The following is a 24,552-nucleotide window of genomic DNA, read 5'->3' on the forward strand; positions in this document are numbered from 1 at the left end:
CGCTTCAGGTTCATGGGGACTAATCCCCTGCTCTGAAGCGGGTTTTCGCTGTCTTTAGGCCACTTGCTGGTTCACAGCCTGCTTCTTCTCTTTGCTCTCGGGAATGACCACGTTGAGGATGACCGTAGCCAAAGCCCCTACGGTGATCCCGGAGGAAAGAATGTAGTTCACGAAATCAGGCACACCGTTCAGCGCCTCTTTCGGCAGCACGGTTACCGCGATGGTGCAGAGGATCGGCAATCCGATGACCATCATGTTGCGGTCGTCGATCGAAATATGCTGGATCACTTTAATCCCATTGGCGACAATCGCTACACAAACGATACCGAAGATCCCGTTAATAACCGGCTCAGGGATGCAGGTAATCGCCGTCGACAGCTTCGGCACCAGACCGAGCGCCACCAGAATAATACCACCGGCCATGATTGCCATGCGGCTGCCTACACCTGTTACCGCGATCAAGCCAGCATTTGAGGAATACCCGGTCGTAGGCGTACCTCCGAACAAGGCACCGATAAAACACCCCAGCCCTTCCCCTACTGCCGCACGATTCAGACGTTTTTCTGTCAATTCACTATCTGTAACCGTCGATATCACAAACCAGGTACCAGTCGTTTCGATCATGATGATCATGTAGACAAACAGCATGGTCAGCACGGCACTGAGATCAAACACAGGAGCGCCGTATGGGAAGAACTTCGGCAGCGACAACCAGCTTGCCTCTTTTACTGGGCTGAAGTCTACCGTGCCAAAAAACGCAGCGGTGACCGTGCCGACAGCAATCGCGATCAGAACAGACACGAGGCGGAAAAAGGTGCCTGCCACTTTTGCTCTTTTACCCAGCAGCATACAGGTCATCAGCACACCCGCAGAAACAGCGGCAATGAATACGTTGGTCCAAATAGCGCCAGGTGCGTGATAGATATTGCCCATTCCAATCGGCATGAGGGCGATACCCACGATGATGATCACTGTTCCTCCAACGAGAGGCGGAATAAACTTACGTACAGCTTTGGCAAACCATTTCAGCGGATAGCCCATCAGCGCCATCAGCAAAGCCCCCGGAATCAGGCTCCCGATCATCGCGTTCAAGCCGAGCTTGCCACCGATCGCGGCCAAAGCTCCAATCGGTACATAGGATGGCCCCTGCACAACAGGCAAGCGCAGACCAAATCCGGTCTGAATCAACGTTCCTATTCCCGTTGCCAGAAAACACATTTGAATGAAAAAGGATGTACTCGAAGCGTCCATGGTCAGCAAGCCAGCAATAATAATAGGAGCAATATACAAGTCCATGGCCAGCACATGCTGCATGCCGAGCAAAAAGGCTTTGCTGATACTGATCTTGTCATCGACGCCTACGACGAGTCCCGCGCTCTCGCGATGTTGTTCCACTTTGAAATAGCCTCCCTGAATGAATGATTAGATCAAATAACGAACATTATATCGCAGATTATAAATTATCATTCTGGATTTTAGCAACAAAAATCATTTTGTATTCATCTTAAGCATAATTACGTTCGGTTTTTTGTTGATAAATCCAAATGGAGCCGCTACAATGGGGAGTGTCTCAAGACCTAATGCTTTCAAGCTATCCATGAAGGAGTGTCTCATAGATGATCGTGCAAGATACCGCGCTGCGTAATGAGTGGATTGTTGCCTGTCGCTCGGTGGACGTGCAAGACCGTCCTCTCCAGGTCACTGTTATGGGAGAGAGGGTAGTCCTGTTTCGCAATGCTGAAGGCATCCATGCTTTCAAAGACCTCTGTATTCATAGAGGGGCTGCTTTGTCTCTCGGCTGTGTACGCGATGGCAAGCTCGTCTGTCCTTACCATGGCTGGGAGTATGAAGCCTCCGGTGCCTGTGTCAAAATTCCACAGCTGCCGAGCCATCAAGCGATTCCCGGAAAGGCCCGCGCGATTCCTTTTGGCTGTGCGGAGCGCTATGGATTTGTCTGGGTCAATCTGAACAACAATGCTCCTGACTTCTTCTCCTTGCCGGAATTTGACGCCCCGGGCTATCGCAATGTCATTTGGGGTCCGCAAACAGTGAACGCCAAGCCGCCTCGCATTGTGGAAAACTTCCTCGATGTCGGTCACCTCGCTGTTGTGCATGCAGGCTACCTCGGAGTAGAGACGCATATGGAGATCGGCGACTACCACGTCCACCGCGACGAAAACGGGATACGCACGGACGAAATTGCCGTGTTCCAGCCAGACCCGGACGGAACCGGACAAGCCAAGCACGTTTATTACACCTATGAAATCCTGCGCCCTTTGACAGTGAAATTCACCAAACGCGACCGGGAAACCAGTAACGAAATGTCTATCCTCCTGACTGTCATGCCGCTTGATGAAAATCAATCTGTGGCGTATGGTGTTCTGTCATTCAACTACGAAACAAATATGACCGACGAGGAAATCAACAGCTTCCAGGATATGATTTTTGCCCAGGACAAACCGATTGTGGAAAATCAGAAGCCGGAAGACCTCCCTCTCGATCTGCAAGTAGAGCTGTCATTGAAATGCGACCGCGCCAGCATCGCCTACCGTCAGTACCTGAACGAGCTGGGCGTGAAGCTGGGTACAGCCTAAGCTTCTCGGACAGCAAAAAGACCCGCTCACCTTGCCACATGGACAAGTGAAGTGCACCCCTTAGAATAGACATTGGAAAAACCCCTAGGGAAATCCGATGTAATTCTAGGGGGTGTATTTTTATGGCAATGAAAGGTCAGAAGTATAAGTCGTATCCTGAATCCATGAAAATGGAGGCGATTCGTTTACATCTCGAGGAAAAGTGGACTTATCGGCAGATCACCGAGCACTTTGGTATTCAAGATAAAGACCGTGTAAAGAAATGGATGAAAAAGTATAAACAACTTGGAGAGTTTGGCTTTCTCGATCAGCGAGGTCGACGCCAGGCGTATATCGACCAGGATCGATATGTTCAACAATTGAGGCGGGAGAATCACATGCTAAAAAAGTGTTGGGAAATTTGGATGCGGGAGGTGCAGCACAGAAGTACTCCATCATAAAAGCAGTAGTTGGCGAGTACAGCGTCACGGAACTTTGCAAGCTGTTTGGCGTTTCAAGAAGTGGATACTATGCGTATGTAAAGCGACAGAATGTTGATCGAGACAGACCGGTGAGAGATCTCATCTTGAGTGTGTATACGAAGTATGATGGGAAATATGGATATCGACAAATCCAATTGTTTTTGCTGCACGATCATGGAGTGTGGATCAATCATAAGAAGGTTCTGCGTTTGATGCAAGAAATGGGACTCCGTTCTCGAATTCGTCGCAAGCATCGTAATCATTATGCTTCATCTGAAGGAGGACGAGTTGCTGAGAATGTACTGCAGCGTGATTTCAGAGCACAGGCTCCCAATCAAAAGTGGGTAACCGATATCACGCAGTACCGTGTGAAAGATACTTGGCTGTACGTATCGGCCATTAAAGATTTATTCAATAACGAGATCGTGGCTTATCACATGGACGTTAAAAATGACAGACAACTCGTCCTTCAAACCTTTACGAAAGCCTTTGAAAAGACGAAAGACGTGACTGGACTGATCGTTCATAGCGACCAAGGATGCCAGTACACGTCCTACGATTACCACGACATGCTGCCTACGGTTGGCGCCCAAATCAGCATGTCGAGGAGAGGCAATTGTTACGATAATGCCTCTATGGAGAGCTTCTTCTCGCATCTCAAAACGGAAGGACTCTACCCTTATGATATCCGAAATCTGGATGAGGCACAAAGACGAATTGAAGAATATATCCAATTTTATAACGAAAGTCGACCGCAACGAAAACTGAAAAAGCTGACGCCGGTAGAGTACCGACGCCAGCTTACTGCCTAGGGCTTTTTTCAATGTCCACTAAATGGGGTCTTGACCACAAGCAATGAGTGGGTCTTCTTTTTTAAAAGATAGGTGACAGCAGCCTCGTCAGTGATTCCTGTATCCGTGAGCGCATCGGACGGTTCATGTACTCCTCGATCGTCAGCTCCCGGCAGTCAGCCAGATCGGCGATAAACAGCTCCTCCAGCTTTTCCGCCATCCGTGTGTCATATAAATAGGCATTCGTCTCAAAGTTCAGCTTGAAGCTGCGTATATCGATATTGGCTGTACCGACCGATGAAATTTGGGTGTCCACTACAATGGTCTTCGCATGCATAAAGCCCTTTTCATACAGGTAGCAGCGAACCCCGCTTTTTAACAGCTCTCCCAGATAAGAATGAGTCGCCCAAAAAACCATCAGGTGATCCGGCTTTCCCGGTACCATCACCCGCACATCCACACCAGACATCACTGCCATTTTAAGCGCAGTCAAAATACTTTCATCCGGTATGAAATAAGGCGTTTGCAAGTAAATCGTCTGCCGTGCCTTGTAGATCATTTTCAAGTAGGCATGCAGGATTTGATGCTTTTCCGAATTGGGGCCGCTGGACACGATCTGCACGCCAATCCCATCTGCTGGCCCGTGCGTCTCCGGGAAATAGGTGATAGCCTCTGCCATGCGTTTGGGTGAGGACAGGTTCCAGTCGAGGAAAAAACGCGCTTGCAGCATGTACACCGCTTTTCCCTCAATCCGCAAATGCGTGTCTCGCCAATACCCCAGCTTTTTCTTGCCTACGTACTCGTCTCCGATGTTGAAGCCACCCACATATCCGATCTTCCCGTCCACGATCGTCAGCTTCCTGTGGTTGCGAAAGTTCACCCGAAAATTGATGAAGGAAAACGATGCCGGGAAAAAAGGGACAGCTTCTCCTCCCGCTGCCAGCAAAGGCTTGAAAAACCGAGACGGAATCCCTGCTGATCCTACTGCGTCATACAGGAGCCGGACTTGCACGCCTTCCGATGCCTTTTTGACGAGGATGTTCATCAGCTCGCTGCCCAGCTCATCGTTGCGAATCGTATAGTACAGCAAATGGATATGCTCCTGCGCTTTTTCAATCTGTTCGAACATGTCGGCAAACAGGCTGTTTCCTTCCAGAAACACCTTAATCGCATTATCCTGCGTATAGTACGCCCCATCACTGACCACGTTCATGTAAATCATGTCGCGATGCCGCTCCATCGCAGGGTCGTTCACTTCCAATTTTCCGTTTTCCAGCAAGTACTTCTGTTTATCAACAGCTGTCCGAAAGTGCGAAAACTCCCCCTCCTTCAGACGATACAGCTTCTTTTTGCTCAGCTTTTGACCGAATATCAAATAAACGATAAAACCGATTCCTGGTAAAAACAGCAGCACCATCAACCACGCCCAGGTAGCTGCGATATTGCGCCGCTCCATAAAGATCAGGACAGCGGCCAACATGACATTGCCGATCGAGATGACCGCGACGATTTGTTCGAGCAACAGCATTACCCCACATCCACCTTCATGATTTCTCCCATTTTACACCATTTCCAACCAAGTTTCATCTCGGCCATCCAGCGCACGAGCAGCAAGCCCAAAACCTCAGCCGAGGTCGAGTCGTTGGATGAACTTCTTGGCGATTGGCGAGGACTGCTTTCCCCTTCGCATCGCCCAGCCATAATAGATGGGTTTCTCGTCAGGTAAATCCAGTTCTATGGCGACGATATCCTGGCTGCCTGTAGACACATGCTTGGAAAAGGAATAGTCCAGGCCGACGGTTACCCCTATCCCTGACAAGACCGCATTTTGGATCGCCTGCACATTATTCGAGGTAAACAGGATATCGAATTGCCCATAGTTTGCCTCCAGTCTCTGGATGTGGGCACGGATCTGGTCATCTTCATACAAAATGAGTGTTTGTGCCGCCAGCTGCTCCGGTGAAATCTTCTTTTCCAGAGCAAGCGGCGAATACTTGCTGACCCCTACCACGAGCTTGCCTTCAAACATCCTTTGAAACAAAAGCTGCGAGTCCTGCCCGATCACGTCCTCAGAGAGCACGAGCAGGCCGATATCGAGTTGATTTTGATCCAGCCCCTGCAAGATCTCATGAGGACCTTTTTCAAACAGTTGGATTTTGACCTTGGGAAATTCCTTTTTAAAAGTCGACACGTCATGAATCAGTAAATGCATCGGCCCAGGAATCGTCGCGATGCGCAGTTCACCGCTCACGATACTGCTATAGGCGGTTGCCTCTGCCCGCAGCTCCTCTACCTTTGACAGGATTTCCTGCGCCTTGGAAATGATTACTTTCCCCTCTGGAGTCGGAGTCGCGCCCTTTCCGCGTGAACGAGTAAAAATGACAAGCCCCAGCTCCGCTTCCAGTATGGATATGGCTTGGCTGACGGCTGAGAGGGAAACATAGTAACGCTGCGCCGCTTTGGATAGCGAGCCCGTTTTTGCTGCCTCGACTACGTACTCCAATTGTTCCATGTTCAACTGTTTCATCACCTTATTAAGAAGAACTTAACTCCTACTAATTATATCTACATTTTATTTAACAAGCACAAGTAGTACTCTTGAAGAGAAGAAGATTTCACCGATCTGGAGGGATTGTATATGGCACAAAAACGTGTAGCCGTCATTACAGGTGGAGCGAGCGGAATCGGAAGAGAGACAGCCCTGAAATTTGCCCAAAAAGGCGATCAGGTCGTCGTAGCGGATTTTCACGCAGCAGCTGGAGAAGAGACCGTCCAAATGATTCAAGCAGCAGGCGGCGAAGCGATCTTCGTACAAACCGATGTTTCGAAGTATGAGGACGTTGAGGCTTTAGTGGAAAAAGCCGTTGCCACTTTCGGTCGAATTGATGTCATGTTCAACAATGCAGGAATCGGTCGCCAAACGCCTGTCCCTGATTGGGAATGGAGCCATTACCATGCTGTCATCAACGTCAATCAGCACGGGGTTGCTCATGGCATTATGGCAGCCGGCAAAAAAATGCGGGAGCTTGGCATCAAAGGTGTGATTATCAATACGGCCTCCGTTTTCGGATTCTTGGCTTCTCCAGGTACCTTTGCTTATCACGCCACAAAAGGTGCCGTGATCATGATGACAAAATCGGCTGCTCTGGAGCTGGCTGCGTGCGGCATTCGCGTGGTAGGGGTCGCACCTGGTGCAGTGGATACGCCTATCATTCAAGGCTACAAAGATTCCGGTATGCTTGACTCGATGAAAGCAAAAGTCATGGGCAACAAATTGACTCAGCCCGAGCAAATCGCGGACTCGGTTTATCTGCTGTCTCTTCCGGAAGCAAGCGCGATCAACGGCAGCGTGGTCATGGTCGACGAAGGCTACGCTTCGTTCAAGTAAATCTCTTTCCTCAAAAACGAATACCCCTCTCTATCCAAGAGGGGTTTTTGCTTTACATACATGGGGTTCTATTGCCTGCTTTTATACCAAGTCCAGCAGCTGACCTTTTTTCATGATCAGACGATCGTCCAAATACACGTCTGGTTCTTTGACGACACAATCGATATGAACACCCGCGACGATGGTGCCACCAAAGGTGTTGTTGCTGCCAAATGCTACGTGAATCGTCCCGTATACTTTTTCGTCCTCCAAAACAACTCCGGTAATGCGGGCCTTGTCATTGGTACCGATCCCGAATTCACCCAGCATGCGCCCGTCTTGCTCGCCCAAAATCTGCAGCAGTCTCTCGCCGGCAGCTCCTTCTGTAGAAGTGATACGGCCATTTTCCACAGTCAGCAGCGCCGGGCTGTCCACTTTTCCGATTCCGGAAATGGAGCCGTCGACCACAATCTGGCCATGCGCCGAGCCCTCAACAGGTGCGATGTAGGCTTCCCCGGAAGGAAGATTGCCGGATTCGCCTGGATTCACATACATTCCCGTACTTGGAACACCGGGCCGACTCGCGATGGAGAACTGCAAGCTTTTGCCTTCTTTTTCAATACGTACGGTACTTGCTGCACTGAGCATTTCCGTTACTTTCTCCGTCAAGCTCTTCACTTGGGAATAGTCAGCAGCGATTGCCCCTTCTAAAAACATATCCTCTGTAATGCCAGGCATGGTCGCAAGGCGTGTCCCGTTGGCAGCCGCCTCTTTTCGCGCCTTGGTATGCGTCAACGAATGCTCGGTTACACAAACGACAACGTCAGCGTTTTTCATCGCTTCTGCCACGATTGCCGGCGGTTCCTGTCCACTTTTCTCGCGCTCCTGCATCACCATCAGGACGGACTCGGCACCCAGTTCTCTGCCAGCCTCCCACAGGGCTTGCCCCAGCTCGCGTTTTACGTCGTCGGCGACAACTAGAAAAGATTCGCCCGGTTTCAAAGCCATGCAGCTCGTCAGGATTCCCTTGCTGTTCTCAATCAGTTTCATGTTTGTCCCATCCCTTTCGACTTGATCCTCAAATCTATTATGCCTCTTAAAAACGGGCTGCACAAATAGAAAAGGAAACCCCTTGGGTCTCCTTGTACCTTTTTCATCAAAGCACCAGCTTGACTCCGCTCGCCTTTTGCTCCAGCATTTTGCTCAAAATAGTCCCGATATGAGCGCCTGCCTCGATGGGCGATGTCCCCTGACGATGGATGTTGGAAATGACAGTGCGTTCCGATTCCACCATGCCTTTGCGCGGGCGATAGCACATGTAGGCGCTCATCGAGTGGGCCGTCACCAGACCAGGGCGCTCTCCAATGAGAAGCACCAGCACTTCCGGCTGCAGCAGTTCTCCGATGTGATCCATGCTCGCGACACGTCCTCCTTTGACGAAAAACGGGGTGCCGCAGCTCAATCCATAGCTGGTTAACGAGTCCAGCAAAGCTGGCAGGACATCTCGCAGATTGGCATCGACGGCACTGGCACTCAGCCCATCCGATACGACGATTTGCACTTGCGGCTTCTTTTGGCAGCGCTCCAGGAGCAGCCGCACTCCTTCTTCGTTGAGGATTCGTCCCATATCCGGACGCTTCAAGTAATTCTCGGTATTGTCGTACTGCGTCTCCACGGTAAACAGGGAAAACTCGTCGAGCAGCGACTGCTGCACTTCGCCATACACTGCATCGACCGCCGCTGCATGGTCACGCCGGAGCTGAAGCATGGTCCGGGTCAAGGGACGGACACCGGTACGCCACACACCGATCCGGGCAGGCGTGCTGTCCAAGAGCTCCTGCATGCCTTCCTGCCACTTCGGATTCGGGACATTCGCCCCTCGCTCCTCTTCAACTACGTGGACAGGAGACTCGGAACCAGCGAATGCTTCCGAAGCTTTCGCCGAAGCTTTCGCCGAACCGTTCCTCGCCCTTTCACTCAGCTTTTTCTGCAGCTCTGCGACGACTTTGTCGACCAAATATTCCAGCTGCTGCTCCATCAACCGAACCCCTCCTAGGTTACATAAAAATCGTTGGATCTCCGGCGATCGCCGTCAGCTTGCCATGCTCCATGATCCCCATCTTCTCCAGCCACTTCTCAAACGCCGGGGCCGGACGCAAACCGAGCACCTCCCGGAAAGCGGCGATATCGTGAAAGCTCGTTGATTGATAATTAAGCATGACATCATCTGCCATAGCTACTCCGATGACAAAATTTACTCCTGCAGCCGAGAGCAGGATGCCCAAATTGTCCATATCGTTCTGATCGACCTTCATATGGTTGGTGTAGCACACGTCACAGCCCATCGGCAGACCGTGAAGCTTGCCCATAAAGTGATCCTCCAGCCCTGCCCGGATGACTTGTCTGCTGTCGTACAAATATTCAGGGCCAATAAAGCCTACGACCGTATTGACGATGAAAGGCTGATACTTGCGGGCAAGCCCATAGCAGCGGGCTTCCATCGTCAGTTGGTCGATGCCGAAGTGAGCCTCAGAGGACAGCTCGGAGCCCTGCCCCGTCTCGAAATACCAAATATTCGGACCGGTAGAGGTGCCTTCCTTTCGCATCAGCTCATCGGCCTCATCCAGAAGGGCAACGTCGATCCCGAATGCCTGGTTGCCCGCTTCGCTTCCCGCAAGGCTCTGGAAAATCAGATCAGCTGGCGCGCCTTGCCGGATGGCACGCATTTGGGTAGAGACATGGGCAAGCACACAATTTTGGGTGGGGATCTCCCACTTGTTCATCACCTCTTTGGTCATCAGCAAGATGTCTTTGACGCTATCGGACGTATCGATGACCGGGTTGACCCCGATGACAGCATCGCCAATCCCGTAGCTGAGCCCTTCGTACAGGGCAGCCTTGATGCCTTGGATGCTGTCGGAGGGATGGTTGGGCTGAACACGCGATGCCAGCACTCCTTGCTGTCCGATCGCTGTGTTGCAGTGCGTAATGTTCCGTATTTTTGCCGCAGCCGTAATCAGGTCCAGATTGCTCATCAGCTTGGTTGTGGCCGCGATCATTTCGCTGGACAGCCCTCGGCTGATTCGCCTGATCTCACTTTCTCCCGCCTGATGGCTCAGTAAGTACTCACGAAGCTCTGACACGCTCCAGTTCTTGATTTCGCTGTAGATCTTCTCGTTGATGCCAGCCTCAATCACGCGCGAGACCTCGTCCTCCTCTGGCGGCAGCAGCGGATGGTTGCGGATATCCGCCAACGTCAGATCGGCCAGCACCTGTTTGGCTGCTACACGCTCACGTGAGTCCTCGGCGGCTATACCCGCCAGCTGATCCCCCGATTTATCCTCGTTCGCCTTGGCGAAGATTTCTTTGAGGTCGCGGAATTGATAGGTCTGCCCGAGTACCGTTGTTTTCGTGATCATCTCGTTCCCCCCTTTATCGAAGTGCGTTCATCAAAGGCTAGCGTTTTGACGACGACCGGGATAATCGTGCCGGAGATAGGTTCGCCCAAGTCGATGTAGTCGCCGTACTCGACGCGTACCTGATCGATACAAATGATGTGCGGCTTTCCCTTGCATCGCAGCTCCAAAGCTTGCCCGAGTGCTTTTGCCATATCCGACTCACAGAGGACAACCATGGTCGGACTGTCAGCAAACTGATGACGGTATGGAAGCGCCAGCTCGTCTGCGATCCGTTGAAGCTGCTGATAGGAACAATAGCGGATGCCAGATAAGGAAAGGGCAAACGGGATCTCTGTCGTTCTCTCAAACAAGCGCTGGCCCATGTCGTACACAGCCGCTACCTCTGTATGCAGCCTGCTGGAATCATGCAGATGATCAGCTGTCAGCTCCAGCTTGAGAATCGGGATATTGCGGATCGGCAAAAGCTCCGGCTTGATATGTACCGTAGAACCGCTGATCTCCGTACTCTGCATGCCTGCACCAATCACAGTGGCTCTGACAGTCTGTTCCGGGTCTTTCCATCGCAGCGGGTAAGTCCCCTTTTTCCTCTCCTGCTGCAAAACATACCCAAGCATGGGTCCAAAATCTCCGTATGCGCTGACCTGGGCCAACGTATGAACGGGCCGCTCCGTCATCAGCTGGCCCACCCCTCCTGATACGGACAACTCCTCGATGGGTATCCTTTCTCGCAGATGATGACCAAGGACCAGCAACCCAGACTCTTGCCTGTCTCGTCCCGTTACATAGTTCAGCATATCCCGCACCATTTCCCCGGCAATTTCCCCGATCTCCTCCATTGTGAGCTGTATACCGGGCTGGACTCGCAGCTTCTTAGCCATCAGCCAAGACGTGATGTTGGGTGACACGTACTGAACCATTCCTCGTTTATCCAGCCGTATCAGGCGCCCTCCTACGTGAAAGGTGACGGTAGCGATGGCTTTTCCCCGGTAAAAATAAGCTGCGTTCGCCGTACCCCCACCTATATCCACATTCACAACTGTTCCTTGGATGGACAGGGACCTTTTCTGCGCACCTGCTCCCTTCCCGGCAAGCACGCCTTCCAGGTCTGCACCCGCTGTCGCCACGACGAAGTCTCCCGAACGCTCTGCTAAAAGATGCACAATCTGCTCCGCGTTTTTCTTGCTAGCTGTCTCTCCCGTGATGATGACCGCTCCTGATTTAATGGCGGAGAGGCTGATCCTTGCCCTCTCGTACTCCGCTGCCAGAATCGCACCGATTCCTCCTGCGTCTATTTCGTCAGCGCCGATAAGAGGGGTGGGATGAACGGCACTGGCATAGAGCAGCTGACGCTCCACGATCTGATAACGGGGCAGGGAAAACGTACTGGACATTCGCCCCAGGCGCAGACGGCTGACGATCATTTTTGTCGTGCTGGTTCCCACGTCGATTCCAACGCTTTGGATCCATTGCTCATCCATACAAAACCTCCTCCGACCCTTGACCTAAAAAGCGCCTGAACAGTCGGTATGTTGCTGCCGACTCGTCCAAGCGCCTTTGCTCGCATTCCTATTCACTTCACTTGGCTCCATGATCGATGAGCTGCTCTTTGGACAAGATTTCCTCTGCCACCCTGGCAAGCGGCATGCGCCGTTGCATGCTTGCTTGCTGCAGCCATTTATACGCAGCCTCTTCCTCGAGCGACATGGTGCTCATCAGCTTGCCCTTTGCCTTTTCGATGATTTTCCGATCCTCGATTTTTTGCTTGAGCGTGTGAACATCCTGTTTGAGCGAAACTACCCGCTCCCTTTGGCTCAGTGCAATTTCTACAGCCGGTATCAGGTCTTCCTCCGTGATGGGCTTCACCAGATAGGCAGTCACCCCAGCTTTGCACGCATCCTGAACCAGTTCCCTCTGGCTGTAAGCCGTCAAAAGCAGGATCGAGCTGTCGGAAAAGCCGCGGATGATGCCACTCGCTTTGATCCCGTTCAAAACAGGCATCTTCACATCCATAATGATCAGATCAGGCTTGTGACGGTGAGCGAGAGAGACAGCTTCCTCCCCATTTTTCGCTTCAGCCACTACCAGATACCCTTCTTTTTCGAGCATCTCCCGCAAATCCATGCGAATGATGGGTTCATCATCCACTACCATAATCTTCGGCTGTGTCATCGTCACCCTCCCTTGGAACTGGATACAGGATCGTCACCTCGGTACCCTCTCCCGTATTGCGAAAGTGTATCGTGCCTTCCAGGTCTTCCTTGACCAAAGTATCCACGATTTTCAGTCCCAAATGACCTTTCTGCTGTACCGTCTCTCCGCCCGGCAGTCCCACTCCGTCGTCTGTGACCGACAGGCTGATAAAATCATCCTTGGTCACGAGTGTCAGCGTGATTCTCCCTTCCTGCCGATCTCGAAACCCGTGAATCATGCAGTTTTGGACGAGCTCGGTGACGATCAGGGCAAAAGAGGTCGCTTTATCTGACGGCAGATAGACGGATTCTCCCTTCACGACGACCTGTATGGCCTGCTCGGAGGGCCGCATGGAGGAGACGATCATTTTCGATACTTTGGTCAAAATCTCCTGGAAATCGATCTGTGCCAGTCCATCCTGCGCCAGGTATTCATGTATGATCGCGATGCTGTTGATCCGATTGATGCTCTCCCTGTACACCTTTTCCAGCTCGCTGGAGGACGAGCGCCTCATTTGCAGACGCAAGAGGCTCGAAATCGTCTGCAGATTGTTTTTGACGCGATGGTGAATTTCTTTAATGACAGCCGATTTGATCATCAGCTGCTTTTCCTTTTCCCGTATGTCGGAAATATCCCGCAGCAGGATGATTCCCCCGATAATGTCGGGCTTGCGTACAGCCGAGACAGCTTTCATGAGCAGAAAATGCTTTCCTCTCGACAGCTCCTCCTGAATGTACCCACCATGCCGTACAAAGTTTTCCGGGGAAACTCGCCAAGAAAAAATACGCTCGATGCTCTCGCCTTTTGCAGGCTCCTCCAAACCGATCAAGGAAAGCAGCTTCTCGGCACGGCTGTTGGCATAGGTGATGATCCCGCTCTGGTCAAACAGAATCATCCCCTCATGCATCAGCGATGAAATCGGCATGTCTGGAACGGCAAACTGGATCAGCGTCTCACTTAGCTGCTCCGTCGTTTCCTTGAGCATTTCTACATTTCGTTCCTGCTCGACCTGCTTGGAAATATCCTGTTCCGTAATGAGGGTGCCGATCGTATCCCCCTTGCCATTGGTAATCGGCACGACACTCTGCCGCATGACGAACTGCTCCTGGGAAACGCCGCGCGATCCAATCACTGCCTTGCCCGTCGTCAGACAATACATGACCGCAGGCTCGTTCACCGCCGTCGCCAGCTGCCCTACGACGGAGCCGCTGTAGAGGGACCGTGCCGTCTTCGGTGACGCCTGTGCGATCACCAGCGCGGTGCATTTATCCTTCGCCAGGCAATCGATGAACATGTCTGCTTGGGACAAATCCGCAAAGATCTGGAGCTTGGAAGCCAAATCCTCAATAATCGGGATATCTTCCTCTCGTATGGAGGTAGCCTGTCTACAAAGTTCCCATACCGTTCGCATACGTACCTCTTTTCACCAGCTCGCTTTTTATTATCTTAATTTTCCCACAATAAACCCCGAGAGAAAAGAGCCCTATTTACTCCTATGGGCTTGTAAATAAGCCTTCAGTTCACCTATCCCGTCCCCTGTACGCGAGGAGGTAGGAAAGATCAGCCCGTCCCCCAACGCCTGCCGCAAGCAAGCCTCTGCCCTCTTTAGATCCGCAGCCGGATGATCCGTTTTGGTAATGACGCCGATGCAGGGCTGGGCAAATCCAAGCGAAAAGCCAGGCGGAAAGGCATTGCGCTCACGAGTAGCGTCCTGCACCATGACGATCAGGCTCGCTTCCAAGGCAGTGGCCATCAGCGTTCGATAAAACATCGGGTTTTCGCTGTACTCTCCCGGCGTATCGATCAGCCAGTCCCGATATTCCAGCGCTTGTGTCTTTCTGGCTGGCTGCTCGTCGTTGAACAGCGCTTGCACCAGCGTCGACTTTCCCGCTTCGATCGCTCCAATCACCATCACTCTTTTTCTCATGACTTGGTCACCAGCGCCGGCGTAAATCTCAGCTTTTGGCTGAGCACTGTATTGACAGCCTCTACTGCCATCTCGACTGCCGAGACGTCCCCGACTACGATGAGCGAGCCTGTAAAACGGTCGAGAAAGCCCAGCTCCACACTGGCAGCCTTCGTCGCGATATCTGCCGCAATAATAGCGGTCTCGGTGGGAGTTAGCGTCAAAATACCGATCGCCCCCGCCTCTTTGATACCGAGCTTGGTATAAAGCATTTCATCCGGATTGGCGATCACGTGCGCCAGCGTGACCTGTTTTCCCGGCACGAATTCCTGTATGACCCGCGAACGCTCCTGCTCCATGCTAATCTGCACCTCCCGAGGCTCCAGGTACCTCATACGAGTCGACGATCCCTACAATCACCGCATCGATCGGGACGTTCTGGTTAGAAAACAGGATGCGAGCTGGCGTACCTCGCGAGACGATGACCTGCTCGCCTATCCCTGCGCCAATCCGATCCGCTGCGATAACCGTCTGCCCGGCATCCGTACCGCGCCAATCGATGGGCTGAACGACCATCAGCTTCAGATTCTCCATGCCAGCTTCCTTCTGGGTCGCCCACACACTTCCTATGACCTTCCCTAAAAACATGTGCAGCTCACCCTCTCTCTATGTAGCTGACGGTTATTCCTCGTTCGCGCATGCTATCGTGCGCCAACGGGGAGACAATCGCTCCCTGCCTCACATGCAGCGTCGTATGGCGAAGCTGCGGCTGTGAGCGGATCCAGTCGGCGGTCAACAGCTTGCCGGAAAATACGGCTTCCGACTCGTCCAAAGCGGTCGCTGTCGGCTTGCCAGCCTGCTCCCCTTCCTTTGGCAGCTGCGACCTCAGCTTGGAGACGACACGCTCTGCCAAACGTTTTTGTGGGGCAAACTCGATACCCAGCTCCGTCAGCTCTTGTACATGACGCTGGAACAGCCTTTCATACGCAGGTGGCAATGTCAGTGTCTGCAAGGTACGCCGATCTGCACGCTTGATACCGGGCACATCCGATCCCGCGATCACGAATTTCCCCAGAACCAATGCAGAAAAAACGATTTCTGCCTTGATCGTGCCTTTGCGTCCTGCAGCGATACGAGCCGCATTGTCGAGATCCAGCTCCGGTATGACGATACCGTCGTAATCTTTCGGCACTTCCAGAGGAGCGGGGGCGAACTCATCCGCCGCCAAGATTTTTCCCGCTCCTCCACATTCGATTTTGTGCATGCCCAGCCAGGAGGACGTCTCGCCATCCAGGAACAAAAGGTCGTGGCAAACTCCGTTGTTCTTCAAATGGATAAAATGATCCAGAAAGGCTTCGTGCGCCTGGCTGTCGCAAAAAACATACAGCACACGTGGAGCTTGCTTGACCTTTTCCTGCTGCAGCGATTGCAGAATTTCTTTGGTAATGGATGCGACCATCTCTCGGACGTCCACCAAGTCTCACCTCCGATACCCCGGGTAAAGCTGACCGTTTTTTCCGATGACTTTTACCCGATCACCTGTCTTCAGATTGGCAGCATTGCCTTCATCCAAATCTACGTGGAAATCAAGCGCAAATCGCGGACTGACGCGAACAACGACATCCGGATATAAAATCGGGCGATCCGTCTGCGTCTCCAGAATGAGCGTATCCCCATCCTTTACTTGAAAAAGCCGCGCTTCGTCCTCCGACATATGAACGTGTCTTTTGGCTACGATCACGCCTTTCGTCAACACGACGGTTCCTTTTGCTGTTACCAGCACCATTCCGGGAGTGCCTTCAATATCACCAGACATTCTCACGGGCGCGTGAACACCCAAAGCAAAACCATCTGTACGGGAAATCTCTACCTGCGTCGCACCACGGGCTGGTCCCAGAATGCGGACCCCGTGGATGCTTCCTTTTGGACCGACCAGCGTCACGGTCTCCTGGCTGGCAAACTGGCCAGGCTGCGACAGCTCGCGCATCGGGGTCAGTTGATGTCCTTCCCCGAAAAGCCTCGCTACATCCTCCGGCGACAAGTGCACATGACGATTGGATACGCCGATGGGAATCTCCGAGATCGCCTCGGCAGCTTGATCGGTGGAAGGCTGCTGTTGTTCTTCAAAGGCACTCACTTGTATCCCTCTTCCCTTCAAGTAATCTGCCGCTGCGGGGGTTATTTTGTCCCCCTTCCTCAGATAAAAGGGGTTCGGTATTCCTGTTTTATGCATGGCTCTGAGGGATGCTTCCGTGATGACTGCCATACGGGATTATCCTTCGAGCTTTGGCAAAATCAATTCAATGTCTCCATGCGGACGCGGAATCACGTGTACGGATATGAGCTCTCCCACTTTTTCGGCAGCAGCGGCACCTGCGTCCGTGGAAGCTTTGACAGCGCCTACATCTCCGCGAACCATGACAGTCACCAGACCGCCACCCACGTGGACCTTTCCGATCAGCTTCACGTTTGCTGCCTTTACCATGGCATCAGCTGCTTCCACTGCTCCTACCAGCCCTTTTGTTTCCACCATTCCCAATGCGGACATTTCTCCTGCCATTTCCATTCCTCCTTACATGTATAGACAAATTTGTCGTGGTTTAAGACGTCATTTCCGTCAAGACAGACTTGATGATGGTTTTGATCTCTTCGCGGCTAAGGCCAATGCCCCACTCCGTTTCCTCGCGGAGCGCTTGCGGCTTAGGTTCTGCTGCCGCCGCTTTTTGCATCTCCCGGATACCAAAAGCAACTCTCTTGATATTCATCAGATGCTCGGGACCGATGTTGTCCGACGTAATGTTGTTGCCAAAAGATCCACAGCCCAGCGTCAAGGACGGCTGAATCCCGGTTGTCGCGCCGATCCCACCAAACGTCGTTCCTGTATTCACGGTGATTCGCGATGCGGGCATCGCAAGGCCGTACGCGGCAATGACGGCGTCGTCCTGCGAATGAATCCCTGCAGTGTGACCGAGCCCTCCCAGGGTAAGCAGTTCATGGCAACGGGCAAAGCCCTCCTGCTGATCACGAACCGTATACATCGCGAGGATCGGGGCAAGCTTTTCGATCGACAGCGGATAGGCTTTCCCTACACTCACCTCTTCTGCGATCAGCACAGTTGTCTCCTGGGGAATCAGGATGCCTGCCATTTGGGCGATAGCTTGGGGAGATCGACCGACGATTTTGGGATTGAGGGAGCCATTGACCATGAGGAGATCTGCTATCTTCTCCCGCTCGAAATCGTTCAGGAAATAGGCACCTTCCCTCTTCAATGCTGCTAGAAACGGACGTTTGACCGACTCCTCGATGACCATGGCCTGCTCAGACGCGCATATCGTTCCGTAATCAAACGATTTGCTCTGGACAATTCGCTTGGCCGCGGCAGGTAGGTCCGCACTGTGATGAATATAGACCGGCACATTTCCCGGCCCTACTCCATAAGCCGGTTTTCCCGAGCTGTACGCTGCCTTGACCATCGCTGAGCCGCCCGTGGCGAGTATCAGGTCAGTCAGCTTATGGACCATCAGCTCATGCGTAGCGGATAGGGTGGGCTTGCTGATACAGCGGATCAAGCCCGCAGGCGCACCTGCTTGCACAACCGCCTCATCCATGACCTTGGCAGCCGCAAGCGTACAGGCAGCAGCAGACGGGTGCGGGGAAAAAACGATGGCATTCCGTGCCTTGAGAGCGATCAGCGATTTGAAAATAACCGTGGATGTCGGGTTCGTCGAAGGTATGATTCCGGCTACGACTCCGACAGGCTCAGCCACTTCCCAGACGTTGTTTCCCTCATCTTTTCGAATGAGGCCAACTGTACGTGCGTTTTTGATCCACTCGTACACACGCTCTGCGGCGAATTGGTTTTTGATTTGTTTGTCCCGGATGTTGCCAAAGCCGGTCTCCTCAACGGCCAGTGCCGCCAGCCTTTCTGCAGCATCTACACCTGCCCGCGACATCGCTGCCACGATCGCATCGATCTGCTCCTGGCTGTACGCAGCGAACTTTTTTTGCGCGTCCTTTGCCTGCGTCAGATGATTCCGCACTTCCTGTATCGCGTACAAATCCGCATCCAACGTCATGTTTCTAACTCACCTCCCCCTTCCGGCACTTCTTCCGGGAGAGATACCGACTCTTCCTGGTTCTTTGCCTGACTGATGAGGTTTTTCACCATTTTCGGCACATTCTCGTCAGGGCGTGGGATGACATGAGAATGCAGCAATCTTCCCACACGCCTTGCTGCATCCGCTCCTGCATCAACGGCGGCCTGCACGGACGACACATCCCCGATCACGTAGACCGTCACGATCCCTGCATCCGCGCCTTCGTAGGTGACGACCTTCACATTTGCAGCTTTGGCAGCAGCGTCAGCGGCAGCGATCAGCGCGGGCAGCCCCAAGGTTTCAATCATGCCAAGTGCATACGCATGCGCTCGCATCTTCCCATTTCCCCCTTTCCAAAGGGATACTCCCTACGTTATAGCTTGACCGGTGCGGCAGCTATGCTTCTCACCGCATCAGCGAAGGCGTCAGCAGCTGCCCGGCAAGCGGACTGGCTTCCGGAGAGCAGCGCTCCCCCGAAGTTCGTCTCTGTCGGCGGTCCAAAGAATTGCTTGATCTGCACATCCGCCGCTTTCAGTGCAGCATCGATCCCGTACACGGCTTCGAGTGGAGGCGCGATCAAATACGCGAGCGGCTCTCCCTCCGGAACACCCGCTACCTGCGAGAGATAGCTGCCGCTGCGAGAGACGACATGGGCGTAATAGGCATGTGTGCCCTCGTCATTCAAGGAATAAAAACAGGCTCCACTCTCCATAAAGGCGATAGCCGCATCCAGTCCGCTCTGCACCTCTGATGGCGTGGCCCCCCCGATGATTCCGATGAACTCGCCGGACAACGGACCTGACGCGTGACCTGAGCCCGCATAAAACGATTTGGCGTACACGACCTCCACGGCTGCCTTTTTCGTCGCTTCATCGATCGCGGTGTAGCCCACATCATCGATGGTTGAGGTTAACAGCCCTAGACTTCGGATACGGGCGGGCAAATTCAGCTTTTCGGCAAATTGTGAGTCGACATTCGGTATCGTCCGAACAGCCAATGGTGTTGCCCGAATGGGTTTTTCCATCTGCGTCACTCCCCTCCGTCCAATCCTTGCTCGAAAACGCCAAAAAAGGCGCCAAAACGTAAGGAATTCTCCTCATGTTCATGGCACCTTTGCCTTTTGTTTATTCACTTGTTGAAAGCGTTGACTTGCTTCAGATCGAAACTGGTTCTTTTTTACAGTATGACAAGACCCCTTCAAAAATGCAAGAAGCCCTTCCACATTATTTTCTTTTTTCGGTCATTTGACGGACACAAGCCCGGGTTACCTTTGTTGTGTAGCCGAGATGGACAATCCGGCTCACCACTTACAACAACCCATTTTAGGAGGAATAAGAAATGAAAATGAAAAACATGGCAATGGCAGTAATGGCACTCGCAGTATCCGCAATGGCAGGCTCTGCTTTCGCAGCAGAGGTACCAAGCAAGCCTGTGAGCAGCACGAATACGGTGAAAGCTCAACTCGTTACTATGCCTGCCCTTTCTTTGGAGCAAATGGCAAAGGAAAAAGGCATCTCCGTCGAAGAGCTGATCGCGCAGCTGAAAAAAGACGGCGAACTGAAAAATTTGACGCCCCTTCAAACTGTCAAAATCAAGCCAATTGATGCCAGTGAAGGGAAAGAAGGAAAACTTGTAATGAAGACGATTCCCCTGAAGGCAGCCGACGCGAAAGGGAATGAAAACGAAACGGCGATGCTGAAAATCATCAATCTCGAAGACATGGCGAAGGAGCAAGGTATTACTGAGGATCAATTGACTGCGAAGCTTGAGAAGAAAGGAATCATCACGAAAGCAGTCGCTACCTTCTCAGCAACGTTTGATCTGGAGAAGATGGCAAAAGAACAAGGTATCACTGTCGATGAGCTCATTGCGAAGCTGCAAAAAGAAGGCAAGTTGACGCAAGCTGTGAAACTTGTACCTGCTGCTCCTGTTCAAGAATAGAACCATAGGGGAGCTTTCGCCCTCTGCATAAACCAAAAGCCTCTGACCGCTTTGGCTAGAGGCTTTCTCTCTTGCACGACCTGACTCATATTACAAAGTCAAACCGCCATCGATCGTAACGATAGAGCCTGTCATATAGCTCGATCCAGGCGATGCGAGGAATGCGACCACGTTTGCCACTTCGTCCGCTTCCGCCATGCGACCGATGCGCGGAAATTGAATTTCAGGTACATGGCCGGTTTCTTCGATGTCTTTTTGCAAGCCTGCGACCAGACTGGTAGTCACCCCGCCAGGGCAAACGGCATTGATCCGCACGCCCGTTTTTGCGTATTCGATTGCTGCCGATTTGGTCAGTCCCACCACTGCATGCTTGCTCGCGGAATAAGCTGACATGCTGTGCTCGCTTTTCAGTCCGGCTGTAGATGCCGTGTTGATAATAGAGCCTGCACCTTGCTTGACCATGACCGGGAGCACGTATTTCAAACCGAGAAATACTCCCTTTACATTCACGGACATGACTCGTTCGAATTCAGCCTCTTCTACATCCTCCAAAAGGCTGGGTTTTTGGATAATCCCGGCATTGTTGAAGAACACGTCGATGCTGCCGAACGCCTCCAAAGCTTTGGCGACGTAATTTTGGACGTCTGCCGAAACGCTCACATTGGCTTGCACGAAGATGCCTTCGCCGCCTTTTTCCTTGATCATCGCGAGCGTTTCTTCACCGGTTGTTTGATTGAAGTCAACCAGCACCAGCTTCATACCTTGCTCAGCCAGCTTCAGACTGGTCGCACGGCCCATGCCGCTGCCTGCACCTGTAACGACGGCTACTTGTCCTTGTTGATTCATGATTCTCTCACTCCTTTGATTGCTCATGTTCTTCGAGATTCTTTACCATCCGTTTATAAGAGCCGAGCAGGCGGCTAATCTCTTCGTCTGAAAAGCCACTCCAGATCGCGTCCGTCAGTGAGCGGTAGCGCTGGTTGATAGCCTCGTGGATCTCCTGGCCCATCGGCGTAATTGCCAGCAGCGTAACCCGCCTGTCGCTTTCGGGAATCTGGCGTTCAATGTATCCTTTGCTAACCAGTTTATTGGCGAGATTGGTTACAGCAGGCAAAGTGATCGACAATCGCTCTGCCAAATACGAGCTCTTGACTGCACCTTCTTCCGCCAAGATCTCCAGGATGTACACCTGCGATCCAGACAAATCGGCATCGATGATCTTCCCGTAGGAAATGACGAATTTCCGCATCATGATAGACAGCTGCCTCGATAATTCTTCCCGTTCTTCTTTCATCGCTTTGACAGTGTCACCTCTTTTATTCACTGTTTTAATAGTTAATACTTTTAACAATTAAAATGTACTCCTTCTCCCCCGCTTTGTCAACCGCATGCCCACCGCCATATTGCAGACACACAGCTCGCCTACAATAGATGGGCTTCATCCAAGCACATGCCATGTTTGATGTGCTTTACAAATCATGCCAAACCATGCGACCGCTCTTCTTGCTATCATAGGTGCAAGCAAACGAGCAGCGACTTGATAGAAATGAGGTAAACCAGTAGTGAAACGAGTTCTAGTCATTGAAGACGAAATGCCGATTGCCCGGCTGGTCCAGGTGTATTTGGAACGGGCTGGTTACGAAGTACGCTGGAGCCCAGGGGATGAAAATACAGTACATACATTTGTGACTTGGAAGCCGGAATTGGTGCTGCTCGATCTGATGCTGCCCGATCAGGACGGCTTGGACATCCTCGAGCGTATCCGGCAATACGGGAGCTGCCCGGTCATTATTTTGACCGCCAAGGGCTCTGTTCCCGACAAATTGCAGGGGTTAAGTCTCGGTGCCGACGATTATATCGCCAAGCCGTTTGATCCAGAAGAAGTCGTCGCACGTGTTCAGACTGTCTTGCGCCGCTCCACCTATATCGCAGAAGCCGATATGATCCGGCTCGGCAGCCTGACGATCGACTTCAGTGCTCAGCTGGCTTCCTTGGGGAAAGAACCCGTTTCCCTGATGCCCCGCGATTGGCAGCTTCTCGCGTTCCTCGCCCGGCACCCGAATCAATGCTTTAGCCGGGATCAATTGCTCGACCAAGTGTGGGGAATGGATTTTGAAGGAGGGGATCGATCTGTGGATACAGCGATAAAACGAGTTCGCAAAGCGCTGCGCCTCTGGTCGGAAACAGAGGGTGAGATCAGCACCATTAGAGGAATGGGGTACAGCTTGCGTGTTTACTAAATGGCGATTCTCCCATAAGTCACCCGTCACCTCTGTCCCTCTGCTGCGTTACTGGACGTGGCGCTACGCGATGATTCTCTTGGTCATGCTGTTTGGGATCGGCCTGTTCGGCATCTATTGGATTCGGGAAAATACGATGGAGCAGCAATTCGAAATTCTCGAAGCGAGAACCTATCTGCTTGCCGATTCTTACGCGAAGGCAGCCCAAGTCGTTCCAATGGAAAAGTTGAAGGCTACGCTCACGGTTTCACCTACCACGTTAACGACCAAATCCATTGAAACGGCGGCTGCCAGCAGCCCAGCGCCAGCGGATTCCGCTGAACCCAAGACAAGCGCGTACAGAGCTGCTCTCACATTGAAGGTCATGCCCGCCATACCGCTCAATCATATCGTGCAAATTTACGATGAATCCAACAAGCAAGTGATCAGCTCAACAAATCGTGTAGCCGACACGAAAAACAGTACATTGCCTGCCCCTGTCACTCCTGACCCAAACCCCAAGGAAACGCGGGAAGTACTCACGACACAGGACGGAACCTGGCTGCGTGTCGGCGTTCCTTACTACCAGCAGCAAGCAGTAAGCGGTGTCTATTATGTGAGCACCAAGCTCAATACCGACCTGGTCCAAACCTATATTGTGATTATGGCTTCCATCGGCGTGATCACCCTGTGCGGATGGGCGATCGTCTACGTCCTCTCCCGCTCCCTGACTCTCCCCCTGCGTCAGCTGGCTGTAGCGGCCCAGCAAGTATCGGACGGCAATTACCGTCCCGAGCTGCCGGATGCGACCAGTATCAAGGAATCGGAGATCAGTCAGCTTGTTCACTCCTTTGACGACATGACCCAAAGGCTTGGACAGCTTGAGCGTATGCGGACCGATCTCCTTGCTGGCGTATCCCATGAGCTGCGGACACCCGTCACCTCGATTCGCGGCATGATCCAAGCAGTCAAAGACGGTATCGTGACCGGGAAAGAGGCGGACGAATTCATGCAGATCAGTATGGATGAAGCCAAGCGTCTACAGACCATGGTGAACGACCTGTTGGACTTCACTTCCATGGAGGCAGGAGCGATTGCAAAAGAAACAGCCTCCGTTCATCTTGCCTCCTTTATGCATCAACTTGTCTCACAATGGCGTGCTGTACCCGCCTATTCTGAAGTAGATGTCACGATTGTAGTGATACCCGAAGAGATCGTTTGGACCTGCGACAAAGCCCACCTCACCCAAATTTTGCTAAACCTTTTGAACAACAGCGCTGCTGCAGGAGCGTCGTCGATCAAAATAGCGGTAGAGCAGTCAAAAAACAATCTCGTCATCGATCTGGAGGACAACGGAAAAGGAATCCCGTCCGAGGAAATCCCCTTTATTTTCGAACGATATTACAGAGGGGACAGCAAGCGAAAGAAAAAGTATGGACTTGGCTTAGGATTGACAATCTGCCGCATGCTCGCGGCCACGAATGGCGGAGATGTGAAATTGCTCGAAACCTCCACACAAGGCACTTCCTTTCGCATTACGCTTCCCACCTCCGACAAATGATCCTCT

The 24,552-nt window shown here is 52.3% G+C and carries 27 protein-coding genes; 7 read left to right on the forward strand and 20 right to left on the reverse strand.

The window, feature by feature from the left end; genetic code table 11:
* Positions 1–54 precede the first annotated feature (54 nt).
* Positions 55–1,395 (reverse strand): uracil-xanthine permease family protein, encoded by a 1,341-nt coding sequence (locus EDM59_RS27560; RefSeq protein ID WP_122926568.1) that lies wholly within the window; start codon positions 1,393–1,395, stop codon positions 55–57.
* Between the two features lie 221 nt (positions 1,396–1,616).
* On the opposite strand from EDM59_RS27560, the gene EDM59_RS27565 reads away from it, so the two are divergent.
* The 3 genes from EDM59_RS27565 to EDM59_RS27575 all read left to right on the forward strand — a co-directional run bounded on the left by EDM59_RS27565 (position 1,617) and on the right by EDM59_RS27575 (position 3,867).
* Positions 1,617–2,594: an aromatic ring-hydroxylating oxygenase subunit alpha gene (locus EDM59_RS27565; protein ID WP_122926569.1), complete on the forward strand. Its 978-nt coding sequence runs from the start codon at positions 1,617–1,619 to the stop codon at positions 2,592–2,594.
* A gap of 122 nt (positions 2,595–2,716) precedes the next feature.
* Entirely contained in the window at positions 2,717–3,034 is a 318-nt protein-coding gene (locus EDM59_RS27570) for a helix-turn-helix domain-containing protein (protein ID WP_122923884.1), read from the forward strand.
* Positions 2,983–3,867 (forward strand): IS3 family transposase, encoded by an 885-nt coding sequence (locus EDM59_RS27575; protein WP_246011270.1) that lies wholly within the window; start codon positions 2,983–2,985, stop codon positions 3,865–3,867. The genes EDM59_RS27570 and EDM59_RS27575 overlap by 52 nt, the downstream gene beginning before the upstream one ends.
* Before the next feature lie 61 nt (positions 3,868–3,928).
* On the opposite strand, the gene cls is transcribed toward EDM59_RS27575, so the two are convergent.
* A complete protein-coding gene (gene cls / locus EDM59_RS27580; protein ID WP_122926571.1) occupies positions 3,929–5,374 on the reverse strand; it encodes a cardiolipin synthase in 1,446 nt (481 codons plus the stop codon).
* Between the two features lie 96 nt (positions 5,375–5,470).
* Positions 5,471–6,358 carry a LysR family transcriptional regulator gene (locus EDM59_RS27585; protein WP_246011276.1) on the reverse strand — a complete coding sequence of 296 codons (888 nt, stop codon included), beginning with the start codon at positions 6,356–6,358 and terminating at the stop codon, positions 5,471–5,473.
* A 126-nt stretch (positions 6,359–6,484) separates the two neighbouring features.
* Between EDM59_RS27585 and EDM59_RS27590 the strand changes: the two genes are divergently transcribed.
* Positions 6,485–7,234, forward strand: coding sequence for an SDR family NAD(P)-dependent oxidoreductase (locus EDM59_RS27590; protein ID WP_122926572.1), 750 nt, complete (start codon positions 6,485–6,487; stop codon positions 7,232–7,234).
* Positions 7,235–7,315: 81 nt separating this feature from the next.
* Here EDM59_RS27590 and EDM59_RS27595 read toward each other — a convergent pair whose 3' ends face one another.
* The 15 genes from EDM59_RS27595 to eutL form a co-directional block, all read right to left on the reverse strand.
* Positions 7,316–8,263 (reverse strand): aminopeptidase, encoded by a 948-nt coding sequence (locus EDM59_RS27595; RefSeq protein WP_122926573.1) that lies wholly within the window; start codon positions 8,261–8,263, stop codon positions 7,316–7,318.
* A 106-nt stretch (positions 8,264–8,369) separates the two neighbouring features.
* The gene (gene eutC / locus EDM59_RS27600; RefSeq protein ID WP_122926574.1) at positions 8,370–9,251 is read right to left on the reverse strand and encodes an ethanolamine ammonia-lyase subunit EutC; all 882 of its coding nucleotides are present in this window, start codon (positions 9,249–9,251) and stop codon (positions 8,370–8,372) included.
* Positions 9,252–9,270: 19 nt separating this feature from the next.
* Positions 9,271–10,632 carry an ethanolamine ammonia-lyase subunit EutB gene (locus tag EDM59_RS27605; RefSeq protein ID WP_122926575.1) on the reverse strand — a complete coding sequence of 454 codons (1,362 nt, stop codon included), beginning with the start codon at positions 10,630–10,632 and terminating at the stop codon, positions 9,271–9,273.
* Positions 10,629–12,110: an ethanolamine ammonia-lyase reactivating factor EutA gene (locus tag EDM59_RS27610; RefSeq protein ID WP_122926576.1), complete on the reverse strand. Its 1,482-nt coding sequence runs from the start codon at positions 12,108–12,110 to the stop codon at positions 10,629–10,631. The genes EDM59_RS27605 and EDM59_RS27610 overlap by 4 nt, the downstream gene beginning before the upstream one ends.
* Positions 12,111–12,207: 97 nt before the next feature.
* Positions 12,208–12,801, reverse strand: a complete 594-nt coding sequence (locus EDM59_RS27615; protein WP_122926577.1) for an ANTAR domain-containing response regulator — start codon at positions 12,799–12,801, stop codon at positions 12,208–12,210.
* Positions 12,770–14,233 carry a sensor histidine kinase gene (locus EDM59_RS27620; protein ID WP_122926578.1) on the reverse strand — a complete coding sequence of 488 codons (1,464 nt, stop codon included), beginning with the start codon at positions 14,231–14,233 and terminating at the stop codon, positions 12,770–12,772. Before EDM59_RS27620 ends, EDM59_RS27615 begins: the two co-directional genes overlap by 32 nt.
* 72 nt (positions 14,234–14,305) lie before the next feature.
* Positions 14,306–14,749, reverse strand: coding sequence for a EutP/PduV family microcompartment system protein (locus EDM59_RS27625; RefSeq protein WP_122926579.1), 444 nt, complete (start codon positions 14,747–14,749; stop codon positions 14,306–14,308).
* Positions 14,746–15,087: an ethanolamine utilization microcompartment protein EutS gene (eutS, locus tag EDM59_RS27630; RefSeq protein ID WP_122926580.1), complete on the reverse strand. Its 342-nt coding sequence runs from the start codon at positions 15,085–15,087 to the stop codon at positions 14,746–14,748. Before eutS ends, EDM59_RS27625 begins: the two co-directional genes overlap by 4 nt.
* Position 15,088: 1 nt before the next feature.
* Positions 15,089–15,376, reverse strand: coding sequence for a EutN/CcmL family microcompartment protein (locus EDM59_RS27635; RefSeq protein WP_092268399.1), 288 nt, complete (start codon positions 15,374–15,376; stop codon positions 15,089–15,091).
* A gap of 7 nt (positions 15,377–15,383) precedes the next feature.
* On the reverse strand, positions 15,384–16,202 hold the full coding sequence (locus EDM59_RS27640; protein WP_122926581.1) for a hypothetical protein: 819 nt from the start codon (positions 16,200–16,202) through the stop codon (positions 15,384–15,386).
* A 6-nt stretch (positions 16,203–16,208) separates the two neighbouring features.
* Positions 16,209–16,994, reverse strand: coding sequence for a phosphate propanoyltransferase (gene pduL, locus EDM59_RS27645; protein WP_122926582.1), 786 nt, complete (start codon positions 16,992–16,994; stop codon positions 16,209–16,211).
* A 6-nt stretch (positions 16,995–17,000) separates the two neighbouring features.
* Entirely contained in the window at positions 17,001–17,288 is a 288-nt protein-coding gene (gene eutM / locus EDM59_RS27650; protein WP_092268402.1) for an ethanolamine utilization microcompartment protein EutM, read from the reverse strand.
* 40 nt (positions 17,289–17,328) lie between these two features.
* Positions 17,329–18,804, reverse strand: coding sequence for an acetaldehyde dehydrogenase (acetylating) (locus EDM59_RS27655; RefSeq protein ID WP_122926583.1), 1,476 nt, complete (start codon positions 18,802–18,804; stop codon positions 17,329–17,331).
* Positions 18,801–19,160 carry a BMC domain-containing protein gene (locus EDM59_RS27660; protein WP_122926584.1) on the reverse strand — a complete coding sequence of 120 codons (360 nt, stop codon included), beginning with the start codon at positions 19,158–19,160 and terminating at the stop codon, positions 18,801–18,803. Before EDM59_RS27660 ends, EDM59_RS27655 begins: the two co-directional genes overlap by 4 nt.
* A gap of 38 nt (positions 19,161–19,198) precedes the next feature.
* Entirely contained in the window at positions 19,199–19,849 is a 651-nt protein-coding gene (eutL, locus tag EDM59_RS27665) for an ethanolamine utilization microcompartment protein EutL (RefSeq protein WP_122926585.1), read from the reverse strand.
* Between the two features lie 314 nt (positions 19,850–20,163).
* Between eutL and EDM59_RS27670 the strand changes: the two genes are divergently transcribed.
* Positions 20,164–20,766 (forward strand): hypothetical protein, encoded by a 603-nt coding sequence (locus EDM59_RS27670; protein WP_122926586.1) that lies wholly within the window; start codon positions 20,164–20,166, stop codon positions 20,764–20,766.
* A 90-nt stretch (positions 20,767–20,856) separates the two neighbouring features.
* Here the strand turns inward: EDM59_RS27670 and EDM59_RS27675 are convergent, their stop codons facing one another.
* Both EDM59_RS27675 and EDM59_RS27680 read right to left on the reverse strand, forming a co-directional pair.
* Positions 20,857–21,612 (reverse strand): SDR family NAD(P)-dependent oxidoreductase, encoded by a 756-nt coding sequence (locus EDM59_RS27675; protein WP_122926587.1) that lies wholly within the window; start codon positions 21,610–21,612, stop codon positions 20,857–20,859.
* Between the two features lie 7 nt (positions 21,613–21,619).
* On the reverse strand, positions 21,620–22,117 hold the full coding sequence (locus EDM59_RS27680) for a MarR family winged helix-turn-helix transcriptional regulator (protein ID WP_148040860.1): 498 nt from the start codon (positions 22,115–22,117) through the stop codon (positions 21,620–21,622).
* A gap of 211 nt (positions 22,118–22,328) precedes the next feature.
* On the opposite strand from EDM59_RS27680, the gene EDM59_RS27685 reads away from it, so the two are divergent.
* Positions 22,329–23,006 (forward strand): response regulator transcription factor, encoded by a 678-nt coding sequence (locus tag EDM59_RS27685; RefSeq protein WP_122926589.1) that lies wholly within the window; start codon positions 22,329–22,331, stop codon positions 23,004–23,006.
* The gene (locus EDM59_RS27690) at positions 22,996–24,546 is read left to right on the forward strand and encodes a HAMP domain-containing sensor histidine kinase (protein ID WP_246011272.1); all 1,551 of its coding nucleotides are present in this window, start codon (positions 22,996–22,998) and stop codon (positions 24,544–24,546) included. Before EDM59_RS27685 ends, EDM59_RS27690 begins: the two co-directional genes overlap by 11 nt.
* Positions 24,547–24,552: the final 6 nt, after the last annotated feature.

It is taken from the genome of Brevibacillus nitrificans, assembly GCF_003710965.1.
In the GTDB taxonomy this organism is placed as follows: Bacteria; Bacillota; Bacilli; order Brevibacillales; family Brevibacillaceae; genus Brevibacillus; species Brevibacillus centrosporus.